We start from the raw sequence: 16,566 nt of genomic DNA on the forward strand, positions 1-16,566 counted from the left end.
AACGATTAGATTCGTTATAACCCTTGTCTGTGACACGCCTCTCCTGCAGAGCTTAACGTTGGTCTCTTTGATTTTGAGGACTTTCTCTATTACCACAGTGTGTTCAGATAGGTCTGAACATCCTCGTAAGACCATCCGGGAATGCGTACTCCTTCTGATGTGAACTGGCGCATCCTCCATAGCGTGTCATAGCCTTTGTCGAAGATGATGGTCTGGCTGTTCATCCCACAGCCTGTCACTGTGATTGTGTTGTCAGTTTTGTTGACTTGCATGGCTTTATTGGCACATTGATTGGACATTGGAGCGTGAAAATTCCCTCCTGTCTTAACTATATTTTAAGTGCTCTGCTTTGTATGAGAGTATTCTGTGATTGCTCTTAGAGGGGTCTATATTTGTCTTGGATATTGAGGATATGGTTTTGCCTAGAACTTTTAGTACAATCTGAGTAAATTTCCGACTTGCTGGTTGTTGGCAAGTTGCATGAAATTCATGGGTGGTTGCATTTTGCTTTTAAATCACTCGTCGACAAAAATTATGACTGTCCTAGCGTTAATCGCTGCACTGCTGCCAGGGCTCTGGTTCTGCCGTCGGCCGATAGGATCTTGTTTTCTCAGTTTTGAGCTAACGCTGTCTTTCTTGAGAGTGTCTGTATTTGTGCCCTCTTGTGAAGATGCTTGCAATTGATGCTATTCAGGAAAAGTGAAGCAAGTTTTGGTCTCAAGGACTGATTGAGAATATCGCATCGTCAATCTAGATGTTTGCTCGGCCAGCCAAGAATGAGGGACAATTCTACAGTTGTGATCGTTGTCACAAACATAGTAATCGACTGCGTAGGTCCGGTTGGTAAATGAACTTTTTGCCGATGAGGAAATTGGTGACTGCTTTGAAGTCATTGATCCTTGACTAGCTGAATTCAAGCTAATGGTTTCCAGTCGTTCGCAATTGTGCTTGATGTGACGGATGCGTGTGAACTTTAATGATGAATAAAATGGACGTCTCCCAGGAAAATCAATATGTTCCTTGAAAGGTATTGACTACTGCAGTTCCTGTCGAGAAATCACCCCATGCTTGGTTTTCCAAGAAACCTCTTCATGGAAATTTTTGTTGGTCTTGCAATTCTTTTGCCTCTGTCTGCACTAGCCATCCAAGCCAGGGAAGCAGACAGCGACGACGATCATTGCGATTTCCTTTGATTCAGGGGTTCCCACTGATGACTCACCGAGCAAGGTGAACCATCAGTGGGACCAGCTCACGACGGCGTCAGACCAGAACAGCTTCCGGTCGCTTGCTGTCACGAATGCCCTGGATGGCAGCGGCGTAATCAGGCTGATTGAACACTCCAGAACCGCTCACGATGGCGTTGGCACCAGCTTCTATCACTTTCCAGGCATTTCCGCCTTTCACGCCACCATCCACTTCGATCCAGGGATCTACACCTTTTTCCTCACACATCCGTCGCAGGTCACGAATCTTCTGAACCTGATTGTCGATGAAGCTCTGGCCACCGAAACCAGGGTTGACGCTCATGATCAGCACGAGATCGCACAGTTCGAGGCAGTATTCAAGGGTGCTGAGCGGTGTGCTGGGGTTGAGAACAGCACCAGCCATCTTGCCGAGATCCTTGATCTGAGCAAGATTTCGATGCAGGTGAGGGCAGGCCTCAACCTGAACAGAAATGATATCGGCGCCGGCTTTGGCGAAATCTGCTACGTACTTCTCAGGCTCGACGATCATCAAGTGCACGTCTAAAGGCTTGGCCGTGACCGGTCGAAGTGCGTCAACGATCAGGGGACCGATCGTGATGTTCGGCACAAAGCGGCCGTCCATTACGTCAACGTGAATCCAGTCCGCACCGGCTTGGTCAACAGCTTTGACCTCCTCGCCGAGTCGTGAGAAATCCGCTGAAAGAATGGATGGGGAGACCACCAGGGACTTGGTGCTCATGACGAGAAGACTGCTGAGACCCAGTGATTGTAAGGAGTGCGGAAGTCGCTGATACAGTTAGCCGCGCTTTTGAGTGATGAGCCCAGTGGCACCAAGCCCAGTGAGCTGACACTCTTCGCATCCAGTTCCCCCGCCGCACTCCCGTGGATCGCACTCTCATCCAGGAAATTCTCGAGGTCGTTGAGCAGGCGGCTATCGCCTCCGCCCGCCTCACTGGTCTCGGCAAAAAGGATGAAGCCGATGCTGCTGCCGTTGAGGCCATGCGACAGCGCATGGGAACAATCCAAATGCAGGGCCGCATCGTGATCGGTGAGGGCGAGCGTGATGAGGCTCCCATGCTCTACATCGGCGAAGAGGTCGGCAGCGGCACTGGTCCTGGTGTCGACTTCGCTGTTGACCCCTGTGAAGGTACGAATCTGTGCGCCAACAATCAGAGGGGCTCGATGGCCGTCCTGGCTGCTTCTGATCGTGGTGGCCTTTTCAACGCTCCAGACTTCTATATGAAGAAGCTCGCTGCACCTCCGGCTGCGAAAGGCAAGGTGGATATCCGCAAATCGGCCACTGAAAACATCAAAATCCTCAGCGAATGCCTGGGGATGGCGGCCAGTGAGCTCACCATCGTGGTGATGGATCGTGCTCGCCACAAAGATCTGATTGCTGAGATCCGCGCCACCGGCGCCCGTGTTCAGCCCATTTCAGACGGTGATGTTCAGGCTGCGATCGCCTGTGGATTTGCTGGCACAGGAACCCATTGCCTGATGGGCATCGGTGCTGCTCCTGAGGGCGTGATTTCTGCGGCGGCCATGCGCGCCCTTGGCGGCCACTTCCAGGGTCAGCTCGTTTACGACCCCGCGGTTGCTCAGACCAAGGAGTGGGCGGATCTCACCAAGGAAGGCAACCTCGCCCGCTTGGCTGAAATGGGCATCGCCGATCCCGATAAAATTTATGAGGCTGAGGAATTGGCCTCTGGTGAGCATGTGGTGTTTGCCGGCAGTGGCATCACTGATGGCCTCCTATTCCATGGCGTTAAGTTCGAGTCGGACTGCACCCGAACGAGCAGCTTGGTGATCAGCAACCTGGACAACACCTGCCGCTTCACCAACACGGTGCACATCAAGGACGGCGCCCAGAGCATCGCGCTGAGCTGACCTCTTTTTCACGCAACAAGGGATTTCTCCATGCACATCGCCGTTGTCGGCCTCAGTCATCGAACGGCACCGGTTGAAGTGCGCGAAAAGCTCAGCATTCCTGAGCAGACCATGGAGGAATCCCTTCAGAACCTGCGCGGTCATGACCAGGTGCTGGAAGCTTCGATTCTCAGCACCTGCAACCGTCTCGAGATCTACACACTGGTGCGCAATCCCGAGTTGGGAATTAGTGCCGTTAGGGAGTTTCTCAGTGGACACTCCGGTCTGGAGACCAGGGATCTAAAACCCCATCTCTTCGCTTACCACCACGAGGATGCTGTCGCGCATCTGCTGCGTGTGGCTGCTGGACTCGACAGTCTGGTGCTCGGCGAAGGCCAGATCCTCTCCCAGGTCAAAAAAATGATGCGTCTGGGCCAGGAGCACAAGTCCCTTGGCCCAATTTTGAATCGGCTTCTTACCCAGGCCGTCAGTACCGGTAAACGCGTCCGCTCGGAAACAAATCTCGGCACAGGAGCCGTGTCGATCAGTTCCGCTGCTGTTGAATTGGCCCAGCTCAAGCTTGGTCAGACCCGCGGTCTCGACGAGCTTGTCACGCTTGAGGATGAGCAGGTCGCCGTCGTCGGTGCAGGCCGGATGAGCCGCCTGCTACTGCAACATCTCCAGGCCAAAGGCGCTACCGGTGTTGTCCTGCTGAATCGAACGGTCGCGAGAGCCGAGGCCCTTGCTGCAGATTTTCCGAGCCTTCCCGTCCAGTGCAGACCGCTGAAGGATCTTGATCTTTGCTTGAGCACTTGTTCTCTGGTCTTCACAAGTACAGCCGCTGACGATCCGATCATCGATGCCCAGCGTCTATCCACCTTGAACCGGAGGAGCTTACTTCGTTTAATCGACATCGGAGTGCCACGCAATATCGCAGCGGATGTGGTGGGACTCGGGGGCGTTGAAGCCCATGACGTCGACGACCTCAAAGAGGTGGTGGAACGCAACCAAGAGGCCCGACAGCAGGTGGCTCGTGAAGCCCAGGGGCTTCTGGACGAGGAAAGTCGGATGTTCCTTGAATGGTGGGACTCGTTGGAAGCCGTCCCAACGATTAACCGTCTGCGCTCATCGCTGGAGTCCATCCGTTCTGAGGAATTGATGAAGGCTCTCAGCCGTATGGGTCCGGATTTCTCAGCGCGGGAACGCAAAGTGGTCGAAGCCCTTAGCAAAGGGATCATCAACAAAATTCTGCATGCCCCTGTCACGGCTCTGAGAAGCCCACAGCCACGCTCGGACCGACAAAATGCACTCTCTGTTGTTGAGCGTCTGTTCGCTCTACAGCCGGAGGAGGACAGCGACCGTTGAGGTCGTCAATCCTTGCTTTTGGCGCTGTCCAGAAGTGATTCGCACCAATCTTGGTGGATCTTCCCCTTTCCCCGGTTGAGAGAGCGAAAAGTCCGGTAAGTTTGCACCGCAACGCCGATCTGCGGGGGCGGCATGAAGCGCGTTCTGGCCATCATTCTCGGGGGAGGCGCTGGTACGCGCCTCTATCCCCTCACAAAAATGCGGGCGAAGCCTGCAGTGCCACTCGCCGGTAAATACCGACTGATTGATATTCCAATCAGTAATTGCATCAACTCAAACATCAACAAGATGTATGTGTTGACGCAATTCAACAGCGCCTCTCTCAACAGGCACCTCAGTCAGACCTACAACCTGTCAGCCGGCTTCGGTCAGGGTTTCGTGGAGGTGCTGGCTGCTCAGCAGACTCCCGAAAGTCCTTCCTGGTTTGAAGGAACAGCTGATGCTGTTCGCAAATACCAGTGGTTGTTTCAGGAGTGGGACGTTGATGAATATCTGATTCTCTCGGGTGATCAGCTGTATCGAATGGACTACAGCCTGTTCATCAATCATCACCGCAGTACCGGAGCGGACCTGACCGTTGCGGCTCTCCCCGTTGACGCCAAGCAAGCTGAAGCCTTCGGTCTGATGCGCACCGATCAGGATGGTCGCATCTTGGAATTCAGAGAGAAGCCCAAAGGTGATTCCCTCCTGGAAATGGCCGTCGATACCTCCAGATTCGGACTGAGTGCCGATTCAGCGAAGGAGCGCCCCTACCTTGCCTCGATGGGGATTTACGTCTTCAGCCGCGATACCTTGTTTGATCTGCTTCACCAGAATCCAACGCACAAGGATTTCGGCAAAGAAATTATCCCTGAAGCACTAGCACGTGGCGATCGTCTTAAGAGCTACGTCTTTGATGATTATTGGGAAGACATCGGCACAATCGGCGCGTTCTACGAAGCCAACCTGGCCTTAACGCAGCAACCAACTCCGCCGTTCAGTTTTTACGACGCTGAGTTTCCGATTTACACACGACCGCGCTACCTGCCACCCAGCAAACTGGTGGACTCTCAGATCACAGATTCAATCATCGGTGAAGGGTCCATTCTCAAATCCTGCAGCATCCACCACTCTGTACTCGGTGTAAGAAGCCGCGTTGAGGACGACGTGGTCTTACAGGATTCCTTGCTGATGGGATCAGATTTCTTCGAGTCTTCCAGCGAACGGGCTGTACTGAAGGAACGGGGGGGCATCCCGCTGGGTGTCGGAAAGGGAACAACCGTGAAACGGGCGATTCTCGACAAGAACGCGCGCATCGGTAGCAACGTCACCATCGTCAACAAGGATCACGTCGAAGAGGCGGATCGCCCTGAGCATGGTTTCTACATTCGAAACGGCATTGTCGTGGTAGTGAAGAACGCGTCCATTCCAGATGGAACGGTGATCTGATCACTCATTCCTGACAGAGGTTGTCCAGGTTGCAGCCGAACCCCGGTGGCATGGTCACACTGACGCCAGTGAATGGTTTGATCTGACCATGTCCAAGGCACACTTCGGTCTGATCGGTCTCGGTGTGATGGGTGAAAACCTCGTCCTCAATGCCGAGAGCAACGGTTTCTCAAGCGTTGTCTACAACCGCACCTACTCCAAAACCGAGGAGTTCCTGTCAGGCCGTGGTGCCGGCAAGAACATTCAAGGTGCTACAGACCTGCAGGACTTTGTCAGCAAACTGGAGCGTCCTCGTCGCATCCTGATGATGGTGAAGGCGGGTGGTCCGGTTGATGCGGTGATTGAGCAGATCTCTCCATATCTCGAAGAGGGAGATCTCCTCATCGACGGTGGAAATTCTGAGTATCACGACACCGAGCGTCGTGTTGCTGAGCTGGAGAGCAAGAGTTTCGGTTTCATCGGTATGGGCGTTTCGGGTGGCGCCAAGGGTGCTCTTGAAGGGCCAAGCATGATGCCTGGAGGCACCAAAGCGTCCTACGACGCCATTGAAAGCCTGGTTCAAAAAATGGCCGCACAGGTGGAAGACGGCCCCTGCGTGACTTACATCGGTCCCGGTGGCTCAGGTCACTTCGTCAAAACCGTTCATAACGGCATCGAATACGGAATCGAGCAGATTCTCGCTGAGGGCTACGACCTCATGAAGCGCGTGGGAGGCATGAACGGCACCCAGATGGCCGATGTGTTCGCGCACTGGAACAGCACTGAAGAGCTGTGCTCTTATCTCGTTGAGATCACCGAGGTGTGTCTGCGCACGAAAGATCCTGATGACGGATCTGATCTGGTTGAGAAAATCCAGGACAAGGCCGGGCAGAAGGGAACAGGTCTATGGACCGTGGTGAGTGCTCTCCAAATGGGTGCTTCCGTTCCCACCATCTACGCCTCCTTGAACGGAAGGGTGATGAGTTCCATGAAGGAACAGCGGATCAAGGCAGAGCCGATTCTCAAGGGCCCAGCGATCAAGCCCTTCGACATGGGCACCCCCGCCGATGGCATGGCTCCACTGATGGATGCGATGGTTCTGGCCTGCATGGCCAGCTACGCCCAGGGGATGGAGCTGATGCGCATTGCCTCTGCTGAGCACAACTACAACCTGCACATGCCTGCGATCGCTCAGATCTGGAAGGGTGGCTGCATCATTCGTTCCCGGCTGCTGAAACGCATTCAGGATGCATTCAATGCTGATCCTCAGTTGGCCAACCTGCTGATCGATCCTTGGTTCGCGGACCAGGTCAACCGCCGACTGCCTGGGCTGGCCAAGGTGGTGGCCGGTGCTGCCGAAGCTGGTATACCCGTTCCCTGCCTAAGCAGCACTCTCGATTACATCAACAGCTACCGCACCTCCCGTTTGCCTCAGAACCTGGTGCAAGCCATGCGCGATTGCTTTGGCTCCCACACCTATGCGCGTGTTGATAAGGACGGAGTCTTCCACACTGAGTGGTTGAACTGAACGCAGACTGATGAACTCTTATCGCATCGAGCGGGCTTCAGATCCTCAGGATCTGGCCCGCAGCGCCGCTGAGCACATTGGTGCTGCCATCGATTTGGCTCTGGATCAGCGCGATCGTGCTCAGATTGCTCTTTCTGGCGGCAGCACTCCAGCACGTGCTTACGACATTCTTGGTCAAGCGCATCTGCCGTGGGACCGTGTGGATGTTTTTCTTGGAGATGAACGCTGGGTCGCCGCTGATGATGAATCCAGCAATGCTCGGATGTTGCGCAACACGCTTCTGAAAGCTGGTTACCCGGGTTCACGCGCCTGCTTTCATCCAGTACCCACCGTGGAGCTGCCCACGGCAGAAGCCAGTGCGGAGGCTTTTGCTTCCTTGGTGACCAAGGTCTGTGCGGGAGATCCGCCGGTGTTTGATCTCATGCTTCTCGGACTTGGTGATGACGGCCACACCGCTTCGCTGTTTCCAGGGACGGAAGCGCCGAAGGTGCTTGATCAATGGACCACGATCGGTCGAGGCAAGGGACTCGATCGGATCACACTCACTGCGCCGGTGTTGAGTGCAGCAAGACAAGTTCTGTTCCTCGTCAGTGGAGAAGGCAAACATCAGGCACTGTCTCGCCTGATTGATCCTTCGGAATCTGCCGAACGGACTCCTGCCAAACTGGTGTCTCCGAGCACAGAGATTCTTGTGCTCGCTGATCAGGCTGCATCTCAAGGTCTTTGACAACCCCACCGCCCCAGCCCGCTCCCCAGATTCGAGTGATTGCATCTGGGGCGGCCTTTAACGCTTGGTCCAGTTTGAACGACACGATCATGGGTGGCTCAAGCCGAGCCGGCTGTCGAATCACCGATGACGGACTGCTGCTGGAAGGCGACGTGGTGAGCGAAGGCGGTGGATTCGTCAGTTGCCGTTCTCCGGTCTTCAAGCCGCCGTTGGATCTGACGGCTTACCGCGGTCTTCGCCTGTCCCTGGATGGTCAGGGGCGGAGTTTCAAGTTTGCGGTGGCCTGCCGCGATGGTGTTCTTGGTTTGACTGAGCTCATTCCTGGCGGGTTGCGATGGGTGTCCACCGTGCCGACCCAGCCGAATGGACTAACCGTGGTGGAGATTCCCTTTGCTCAGCTCAAGCCTGTGGTGAGGGCAAGCCCTATCAAATTGCCACTCCGGTTTGATTCTTCCTGCATCACGCGCCTTCAGCTGCTCCATTCCCGATTCGGTGACGACGGCGAGGCCAACCCCGGCTACCGATCTGGATCCATCCAGCTCTTGATCCGTTCGATTGAAGCCTTCTGAGATCGTGTCCTGTGCGCCGCTTGAAACACTGATCGCAGCAGCGGCTGATCTCTGTCGCAAGCCGTTGCTTCATGCTGTTGTTTCAGCGGACAGTGCAACCATTGAGGATTACTGCGGCAGGATCGAATGCCGCGATGCCCATGGGATTCGTCTCGTGGACAATGATCTCGAGCTTGAGCTTTACCGCAGCGGGTCCGATCTCAATCTCACCCTTTCTTGGTTCGATCAGCCCGCACGACCGATCCTTTGGCACGGACAGCACCCGGTCTGGATGAACGGGGAGACCGGTGAACGGTGCTCAGCCCCGACTGATGGTGCTCCTCTCGAGGCATTGGCACGACGTCTCCGGGCCTTGCTGGCCTGATTCTGTGTTCAGACAGTCCCGTTGACGTCCGCGACCAGATGCAACTGATCGCGGATGGAATCAACTCCTGCCACCTTCAGCACCAACGCATCACCGGGTTCACAGCCAGTCGGACAGCTTGCAGCGATATCAAGAGCCAGGTCTTCGATACGCACCAGTCCCAAACGATCCTGGGGACGCAACCAGCGCAGAAAATCAACCGGCCAGCGCTCACTGGAGTGATGCTCGAACCAAACCTGTTGCCAGTGTCGTTGATCTTCGCGGGTCACGGCGATTCCCTCGCGAACCGCTGTTTCTATCTGTTGGAGAAGAGTCTGCAATGACTCCGTATCCAGAGGGTCGTCATGTCCATCTGGTGAGAGCATGGCGGCGAACTGCCGCTGCACCACCAGATCGCCATAGCGTCTGATCGGTGATGTGGCCTGGGTATAGGCAGGAACACCAAGGCTGAAATGAGCTGCCGGTGTGGTTCCCATCAATCCACGACTGAGGCAGCGCTTGATGGCGGCGAACCGAACGGCACCGTCAGCAAGTTCCTCGAGTTGAGCCGCCGATGGAAGCTCTGCAGGCAGCTGACTTCGGAAAGGGAGCGCCAATGCATTCTCAATGCCCTTTGTGGCGGCAACGGTGCCGCAAAGAATCATGGCTTCGGCGACCATCTCTCGGGACGGGCTGGGCTCGGTGATTTCAACGGTTGGCTGCCCATCGCGACAGCGAATCCGACCTTCCGGTAGATCCATCAACAACGCTCCGCGTTCGAGGCGCCAACGACGTCTGGTGGCCAGCAGTGCATGAAGATTGGAGAGATCGGCTTCTTCCGGTGGCGCGAAATCAATCAATTCGTCTGCATCCTCGTAGGTGAGTCGGTAACGAGGGGTCACCCAGCTACGACACATCCCGCTCGTTTTGACGTCTCCCGTGTGATCAAGATCCACCCAAGTGCTCCAGGCAGCGTTTCGCTGACCTGCTTTGAGGCTGAACACCTCGGTTGACAGGTTCGAGGGGAACATCGGCAAGATTCCCCTGGCCAGGTACAAACTGCTCCCCCTGCGGCGAGCTTCGAGATCCAGAGGAGAGCCGGTTGTGATCAGACGACCAGGATCTGCGATGTGAATCCAAATCCGGAGTTGGTCATCAGCCAGTCGCTCAAGCCCCAGGGCATCGTCAATATCCCTGGTTTCGGCATCGTCGATGGTGACGCAAGTCTGATGGGTCAGATCAATGCGCTCTGAATCCCCGGGGTGATCGTCCAGGCAGCCATTGAGCACACGCTCGGCTTCAGCGATGAGCTCGGCGCTGAAGCCGTTGGTCCAGGCCGTTCCCGCGATCGAGGAGAGCTGGTGAGGATCGAGTTGGCCAAGGGTCACGAGGCGCTCGCGAACGTCCCCCCGGTTCTGATCCAGGCGCAAACTCGTCAAAGACTGACGAAGCTCTGTCGACAGGTCGTCCAGGTTGATGCTTCCAGCGGAGAAACGGATGAGCTGTTCAATCCACTCCTTGTGAAGTGGATCCAGCTCCTTGTCTCCTTCACCCTGTTTGCTGAGGAAGGCCATCCAGCGCTTGAACCGGATCTGCGCAAGGTGTTGTCGCCGGCGATCGTGACGTCGGTTTCGAATTTCTTGAAGCGACCGTGGGCAAATCCGCTCTTGCTTGATTCGAAATAAATCTTGCTCTTCAGCCTTTAGCGCTAACCAGGTTGCTGCGCAGTGCAGTGCATCACTGGTTCCGTAAACAAGATCAGCGAATTCCTCAAGCTCAGAAGTCTCACCTGATTCAGCAAGTAAGACCCATGCCTGGCCCCAGTCGCGACGCTTGAGACTTGCGAGTGCTAGGTCTTTCTCGGTGAATTCCCATGGAAAAGCCCCCAGTCTTCCTGCCACATCAGAGGAGGAAGCATTGGAGGCAATCAGAGTGATCTGTCGGGCCGGGAGCAGCTGCTCTTTGGCTTTGAAACCCACGCTCAAGCGACGCTTGCTGCCCTGTACAGAGAGAACAACAGCGAGTTGAGGAGATTTCAGTTCGCTGATCCCGACGAGGTCACCGGGTTGGAAGTTGGCGGTCGCCAGAAATCAGCCCTCGGGATTCACAAATGGCAGAAGAGCCACGATGCGAGCACGTTTCACTGCATTGGTGAGGTCACGTTGCTGTTTTGCTGTGAGACCGGTCAGACGGCGGGGCAGAATCTTGCCGCGCTCTGTGATGAATTTCTTGAGCAGATCCACATCTTTGTAATCGATGGGATCACCGGGCTTGATCGGTGAAAGACGCTTCTTGAAAAAGGAGCTGGACATTGGAATGGATTTGGAGGCGAAGTTGGTACAGAAATTTCAGATTCGAAAGATCACTTGATCTCTTTGTGAATCGTCATTTTGTTGTCATGAGGACAAAACTTCTTGATCTCCAACCGCTCGGTGGTGTTCCGACGGTTTTTTTCAGTGGTGTATCGAGACACACCCTGGGAACGTTTTTCGGTGCTGGACCGGCATTCGGTGCACTCAAGAGTGACAACGATCCGGACGCCCTTGTTCTTGGCCATAAGGACGTTACGCCGCGCTTGCGAAGCGAGTGACAAACGACAACTCTACAGGGCGGCCATTCACTGATGGATCACCTTCTCAGCACGAAAGAGTTCGTAGGATCCCCCACCGACGACACGTTTCCCCATGCGGGTTTCCCTCTCCTGGCTGAAGGATCTGGTTCAGGTGAATGAACCTGCCCTTGAGCTGGGGGATCGGCTGTCCATGGCGGGATTTGAGGTGGAGGAGCTTGAGGATCTCAGCCTCTTTGCGCAAGGCGTGGTTGTCGGTCACGTGCTGGAGAAGAACAAACATCCCAATGCCGACAAGTTGAGTGTTTGTTCGGTGGACGTGGGGGCTGAATCTCCACTTCAGATCGTTTGCGGGGCCTCCAATGTGCGCGCAGGGATTCATGTGCCGGTGGCCATGGTCGGTGCCATCCTTCCGGCTGTGAATCTGACCATCAAGGCCGGTGAGCTGAGAGGGGTGAGCAGCCAGGGAATGATCTGTTCCCTCGCAGAGCTTGGGCAAACCAGTGATGTTGACGGAATTGCCATCCTCGAGGAACTCGTCCCTGAGGTTCCAGCACCGGGTGCATCGATCGCCCCAGTGCTTGGGCTCGACGACACCGTTCTTGAACTGGCCATCACAGCGAATCGACCCGATGGACTGTCAATGACGGGCATCGCCCGTGAAGTCGCTGCCCTCACAGGCGCTGCACTGTCTCTTCCTGAGACATCAGCACCCACAACAGTTGATGCACTGAATCCCAGCCCACCATCGGCCGAAGCCATGCAAACAGGTGGCATTTATGCCGTCACTGAGGTTAAGCAACTCGATGGCTCAAGCTGCTCCCCTCAATGGATTCAGCAGCGTCTTCAACGCGCTGGTGTGAAGCCGGTGAATGCGGTAGTGGATATCGGCAATCTGGTGATGCTTGAACAGGGTCAGCCTCTGCATGCATTCGACGCTGATGCTCTCGAGTCCATCTGCGGACAACCCATCACAGCATCCGATTTCGGCCTGCGTCAGGCTCGCGAGAAAGAAGCGTTCCGTGGTTTGGATGGTCGGGATTTGTCCCTGGATTCCCGTGTGCAGGTGGTGACGTGCTGCGATCGAGCTGTTGCGATTGCTGGCGTGATGGGCAGTGAGGAGAGCGGGGTCACCGATCAAACACGGCGCATCTGGTTGGAATCTGCTCTCTTCACTCCGTCCTCCGTGCGCATCAGTAGCCGAACTACGGGACAACGCACTGATTCCAGCAGTCGTTATGAGAAAGGGGTGCCACGGGAAATCACTCTGTTGGCTGCCGGCCGCGCTCTTTCACTCCTGGAATCGTTACTGGGAGCCGAAATCGGACGCACGTGGCAGTGTGCGTCCGAGCCAGGTCCAGCGCCCGTAGTTGGTCTACGTCGGAGCGCTCTGCATCAGTTATTAGGACCACTGGCGCCTACAGATCCTGATTCAGCGGCTCAGGATCTGAGTGATGGTCAAGTTGAAGTATGCCTGAAGTCTCTTGGCTGCTCGCTGACGTCAACAGAGGACGGATGGGATGTGGTTGTCCCTCCGTCGCGTCGCCTTGACCTCCTGCGTGAAGTTGACCTCATCGAAGAGGTGGCCCGCCTTGTTGGATTTGATCGTTTTGAATCCCACCTGCCCGATCCTCTAAGCCCAGGCCGGCTTTCTCTAGGTCAACAGGCTGAACGTCGCCTGCGTCAGCGTTTGTGTTCGTTCGGCCTTCAGGAGGTCACAACGCTCTCGCTGACTCGAGCGGATGACACAGATGAGGCCAGGATTGCCATCAGCAACCCCCTCCTCGCCGAAACAAGTCACCTGCGTACGGCCCTCTGGCAGGAGCATCTGGAAATCTGCCAGCGCAATCTGCAATCGTCCCAACCCGGTTGTTGGCTGTTTGAGATCGGCAACGTGTTCTTCCCCGATGCCAGCGGGGTTCGCCAGACATCCCGCCTCGGTGGTGTGATCTGTGGTGAGCGACGGCTCTCCCGGTGGCTCAACAGTGGCAAACCTTCGCCTCTGAGTTACTACGAAGCACGTGGGCTGCTCACGTCTCTCTTTGCCTCCCTGGGACTTGAGAGCATGGATCGTCGTCTCGTAGACGACGATCGTCTCCATCCAGGCCGTGCCGCCACGGTTGTCGTGGAAGGAAAACCTCTGGGATGTTTCGGGCAGCTGCACCCATCGCTTTGCGAACACTTCGAGTTGCCATCGGAGACCTACCTCTTTGATTTCGATATGGCACTTCTTCTCAGTGCCGCCACCCGAAGCAACCGCTGGACCCCACAGTTCAAGCCTTTTTCCACCCTTCCAGCGTCGGAGCGAGATCTGGCAATGGTGGTTTCCAAATCCCTCCCGTCCGCTGATCTGTTGCAGGCCATCCGCAAGGCTGGCAAACCCTTACTGGAGTCGGTCGAACTCATTGATCGCTTTGAGGCCAAGCAGTTGGGTGACGACCGTTGCAGTCAGGCGTTCCGGCTGCGCTACCGCGGCAAGGACAGCACTCTCACCGATGATCAGATACAGCCGGTGCATGAGAAGGTGCGTCAGGCCCTGATCAAGCAGTTCGAGGTGGAACTGCGGAGCTGACGCGAATCATCATCACCAGACACTCGAGATGGGAGGTCTGGGGGAAGAAATCCACAGGCTTGATCTGTTCAATCCGATAAGGCCCATCAGGTCCTGCAAGTTGTTGCAGATCCCTCGCCAGGGTCGCGGGATCACAGCTCAGGTAGATCAGGAAAGCGGGAGGGATCGCAAGAATCATCTGTAACACCGCCGGTGCCAGCCCCTTGCGGGGAGGGTCGACGACGAGAGCCTGGTGGTGTGGCAGGAGTTGCTCAAGATGTTCAGCGACGTCGCCATCGAGAAAGCAAACCTTTTCAAGCCCATTGCGTTGCGCATTCTCTTGGGCCTGGATCACGGAGTCTCGATTGATTTCCAGTCCGACCACGTTCAAGCCTGAGGCTGCCAGCGGCAAGGCAATGGTTCCGATGCCGCAGTACGCATCGATCACGTTGGCTGATGGTGCTGACGCATGGATCCAGTCGCAAATCATCGTGACAACCTGCTCTGCTCGTGTGGTGTTCACCTGAAAGAACGTGGTGGTTCCGAGCTGTAGCGACAGGCCGCAGAAGTTCTCTTCAATCACGTCATCGCCCTGAATGCAGAGGGTCTGCTCGCCGATCACGGTGTTACTGCGCTTGGGTTGCACATTCAGGGTGACTCCCTTCAGCTGCGGCCAACGCTGCATCCACTCCGCAGTGAGTCGGTCCAGCCCTGGAAGATGATCCGTTGCCGCAACGAGTGAAATCAGAATCTGACCGGTTCGCACGCCGATCCGCAGCCCGAGGTGTCGGAGACCCGGTTCACCTCGCAAATCAGAATCCATCGGCCAGTCGGTCAAGGCCAGATCGTTCTTGATGGGCTCGATCAAGGCGTCCAGTCGCGGGTCGAGCACCGGACAATGATTGAGATTGACGATGCGGTGACTTCCTCGGCGGTAATAGCCGAGCCGAAGTCCTCCTTCACCGCGTTGAATGGGAATCAGCGCTCGATTTCGATACCCAAGGGATTCATCCTCGGGGCTGATCAAGGGCCCAGCCAAGGTCGTGACACCTCCGATCCGCAGCAGGGTGGCTTTGAGGTGTTCCTGTTTCCATTGGTTCTGCGCATTCACGCTGATGTGCTGGAGCGTGCATCCACCGCACGCATGCGCAAGGATGCATGGTGGTCGCCTGGCATCGGGTGAGGGCTTGATGCTCTTGATCTTCTTGCCATGCCATAGCCGCCTCTGCCGTTGCAGCAGCTGAACGCTGGCGTCCTCTCCGGGAATCAGTTCCGGGACCGTGATCACCCAGCCATTCCAGCGTGCGATCCCCCGTCCCTGCTGGTCGAGATCCTCTCCCTGAACCGAGATGGTCAGGCCTGGCTTGGGTGAATCAACGCGTGATGTCATTGCAAAGGCGTAACACCCCACACCTCACATCCATGGCTGGGGTTCAGGAGCTTTAAACTTTTCCCAGCATGCCAGCCGTCATGAGCGTTGTAAGGGATCTGATCCTCAAAGCGGATGACGATCTGCGCTATCCCAGCAGCGGTGAACTGAATTCGATTGTCGAGTTTCTCAGCCAAGGCTCCGTGCGCCTTTCAGTGGTGCGAATCCTCTCTGATAACGAGAAGAAGATTGTTGATGAGTCCGCACGCCAATTATTCAGTCTTCGTCCGGAGTATGTCGCTCCTGGTGGTAACGCCTACGGACAAAAACAGCGTGCCCAATGCTTGAGGGATTACAGCTGGTATTTGCGCCTTGTCACGTACGGTGTTTTGGCTGGTAGTACCGAGATGATCGAGCAGATCGGCTTGGTTGGTGCGCGTGAGATGTACAACAGCCTTGGCGTTCCCATGCCAGGAATGGTGGATGCCATGCGAGCAATGCGTGAGGCTGCCTTGGTTCTTCTCTCTGATGATCAACAGAGGCTTGCAGGGCCCTACTTCGATTTCCTGATTCAGGGCATGCAGACCAGCACCTGATTGCTTCCTTTCATCCGTTGACTCAAGGTCCTCTAACGAGGGCCTTTTTTATTGTTCAACACGAACACACCACAATCAACCAAATTGTATGTCTGATATGAGACGCATCACGCGTCGCATCATGCGTCTCAGAAGCGTATTGCAAGACTTCTCTGTGAGCGCGGCAGGGAGTGCTGGATTGGGCCATCAGGACTGCGTCACTGTGTCTACAGCAGGTACGCAAAGTGATTGGACTCCTGTTTGCAATGGGTTTGAAAGCTTGGTTGTCTGTTGGACGAGGTGTTGATCTGGTTGGACAAACAGCGGCTTTGCTATTCGGCGAATCGCTCAATCCGGCATCGGAGGCCGGCTATGTGCGTCACTGCATGGATAAAAACAGACAAAAAAACATTGTTAATAAGAATGTCTCGGGAGAACTAAATGAGACGCTTTAAAAGACTTATTTAGTGTCTCGTCTGTGCCGTGTGAGAC

Annotated in this window: 15 protein-coding genes; 10 read left to right on the top strand and 5 right to left on the bottom strand. The window is 55.6% G+C overall.

Going from position 1 to position 16,566, the window contains the following annotated elements; translation table 11 throughout:
- Nucleotides 1-1,260: 1,260 nt before the first annotated feature.
- Complete coding sequence (gene rpe / locus WH7805_RS02190; protein ID WP_006041307.1) at nucleotides 1,261-1,944, bottom strand: ribulose-phosphate 3-epimerase; 684 nt, start codon at nucleotides 1,942-1,944, stop codon at nucleotides 1,261-1,263.
- A gap of 143 nt (nucleotides 1,945-2,087) precedes the next feature.
- Here rpe and glpX point away from each other — a divergent pair, with 143 nt between their 5' ends.
- From glpX to WH7805_RS02225, 7 genes are all read left to right on the top strand, one after another.
- Complete coding sequence (gene glpX, locus WH7805_RS02195; protein ID WP_006041308.1) at nucleotides 2,088-3,092, top strand: class II fructose-bisphosphatase; 1,005 nt, start codon at nucleotides 2,088-2,090, stop codon at nucleotides 3,090-3,092.
- A 30-nt stretch (nucleotides 3,093-3,122) separates the two neighbouring features.
- Nucleotides 3,123-4,436 carry a glutamyl-tRNA reductase gene (locus WH7805_RS02200; RefSeq protein WP_006041309.1) on the top strand — a complete coding sequence of 438 codons (1,314 nt, stop codon included), beginning with the start codon at nucleotides 3,123-3,125 and terminating at the stop codon, nucleotides 4,434-4,436.
- 132 nt (nucleotides 4,437-4,568) lie between these two features.
- Nucleotides 4,569-5,864: a glucose-1-phosphate adenylyltransferase gene (locus WH7805_RS02205; RefSeq protein ID WP_006041310.1), complete on the top strand. Its 1,296-nt coding sequence runs from the start codon at nucleotides 4,569-4,571 to the stop codon at nucleotides 5,862-5,864.
- Between the two features lie 88 nt (nucleotides 5,865-5,952).
- Nucleotides 5,953-7,371, top strand: a complete 1,419-nt coding sequence (gndA, locus tag WH7805_RS02210; RefSeq protein WP_006041311.1) for an NADP-dependent phosphogluconate dehydrogenase — start codon at nucleotides 5,953-5,955, stop codon at nucleotides 7,369-7,371.
- A gap of 10 nt (nucleotides 7,372-7,381) precedes the next feature.
- Nucleotides 7,382-8,098, top strand: a complete 717-nt coding sequence (gene pgl, locus WH7805_RS02215) for a 6-phosphogluconolactonase (RefSeq protein WP_006041312.1) — start codon at nucleotides 7,382-7,384, stop codon at nucleotides 8,096-8,098.
- Nucleotides 8,095-8,667 (top strand): CIA30 family protein, encoded by a 573-nt coding sequence (locus WH7805_RS02220; protein ID WP_006041313.1) that lies wholly within the window; start codon nucleotides 8,095-8,097, stop codon nucleotides 8,665-8,667. Before pgl ends, WH7805_RS02220 begins: the two co-directional genes overlap by 4 nt.
- Nucleotide 8,668: 1 nt before the next feature.
- Entirely contained in the window at nucleotides 8,669-9,031 is a 363-nt protein-coding gene (locus WH7805_RS02225) for a hypothetical protein (protein WP_038004913.1), read from the top strand.
- Between the two features lie 8 nt (nucleotides 9,032-9,039).
- Here WH7805_RS02225 and WH7805_RS02230 read toward each other — a convergent pair whose 3' ends face one another.
- The 3 genes from WH7805_RS02230 to rpmG all read right to left on the bottom strand — a co-directional run bounded on the left by WH7805_RS02230 (nucleotide 9,040) and on the right by rpmG (nucleotide 11,567).
- Complete coding sequence (locus tag WH7805_RS02230) at nucleotides 9,040-10,995, bottom strand: ribonuclease catalytic domain-containing protein (protein WP_006041315.1); 1,956 nt, start codon at nucleotides 10,993-10,995, stop codon at nucleotides 9,040-9,042.
- 105 nt (nucleotides 10,996-11,100) lie between these two features.
- Nucleotides 11,101-11,322, bottom strand: coding sequence for a 30S ribosomal protein S18 (rpsR, locus tag WH7805_RS02235; RefSeq protein WP_006041316.1), 222 nt, complete (start codon nucleotides 11,320-11,322; stop codon nucleotides 11,101-11,103).
- A 50-nt stretch (nucleotides 11,323-11,372) separates the two neighbouring features.
- Entirely contained in the window at nucleotides 11,373-11,567 is a 195-nt protein-coding gene (rpmG, locus tag WH7805_RS02240) for a 50S ribosomal protein L33 (RefSeq protein WP_006041317.1), read from the bottom strand.
- A gap of 127 nt (nucleotides 11,568-11,694) precedes the next feature.
- On the opposite strand from rpmG, the gene pheT reads away from it, so the two are divergent.
- Nucleotides 11,695-14,151 carry a phenylalanine--tRNA ligase subunit beta gene (pheT, locus tag WH7805_RS02245; RefSeq protein WP_006041318.1) on the top strand — a complete coding sequence of 819 codons (2,457 nt, stop codon included), beginning with the start codon at nucleotides 11,695-11,697 and terminating at the stop codon, nucleotides 14,149-14,151.
- Here pheT and rlmD read toward each other — a convergent pair.
- Nucleotides 14,120-15,520 (bottom strand): 23S rRNA (uracil(1939)-C(5))-methyltransferase RlmD, encoded by a 1,401-nt coding sequence (rlmD, locus tag WH7805_RS02250; protein WP_006041319.1) that lies wholly within the window; start codon nucleotides 15,518-15,520, stop codon nucleotides 14,120-14,122. The two genes, pheT and rlmD, sit on opposite strands and share 32 nt — an antisense overlap.
- Nucleotides 15,521-15,600: 80 nt before the next feature.
- On the opposite strand from rlmD, the gene WH7805_RS02255 reads away from it, so the two are divergent.
- Nucleotides 15,601-16,095: an allophycocyanin subunit alpha-B gene (locus WH7805_RS02255; protein WP_006041320.1), complete on the top strand. Its 495-nt coding sequence runs from the start codon at nucleotides 15,601-15,603 to the stop codon at nucleotides 16,093-16,095.
- A 245-nt stretch (nucleotides 16,096-16,340) separates the two neighbouring features.
- On the top strand, nucleotides 16,341-16,529 hold the full coding sequence (locus WH7805_RS14885) for a hypothetical protein (protein WP_232198921.1): 189 nt from the start codon (nucleotides 16,341-16,343) through the stop codon (nucleotides 16,527-16,529).
- Nucleotides 16,530-16,566 lie beyond the last annotated feature (37 nt).

Source organism: Synechococcus sp. WH 7805, assembly GCF_000153285.1.
Classification (GTDB): Bacteria; Cyanobacteriota; Cyanobacteriia; order PCC-6307; family Cyanobiaceae; genus Synechococcus_C.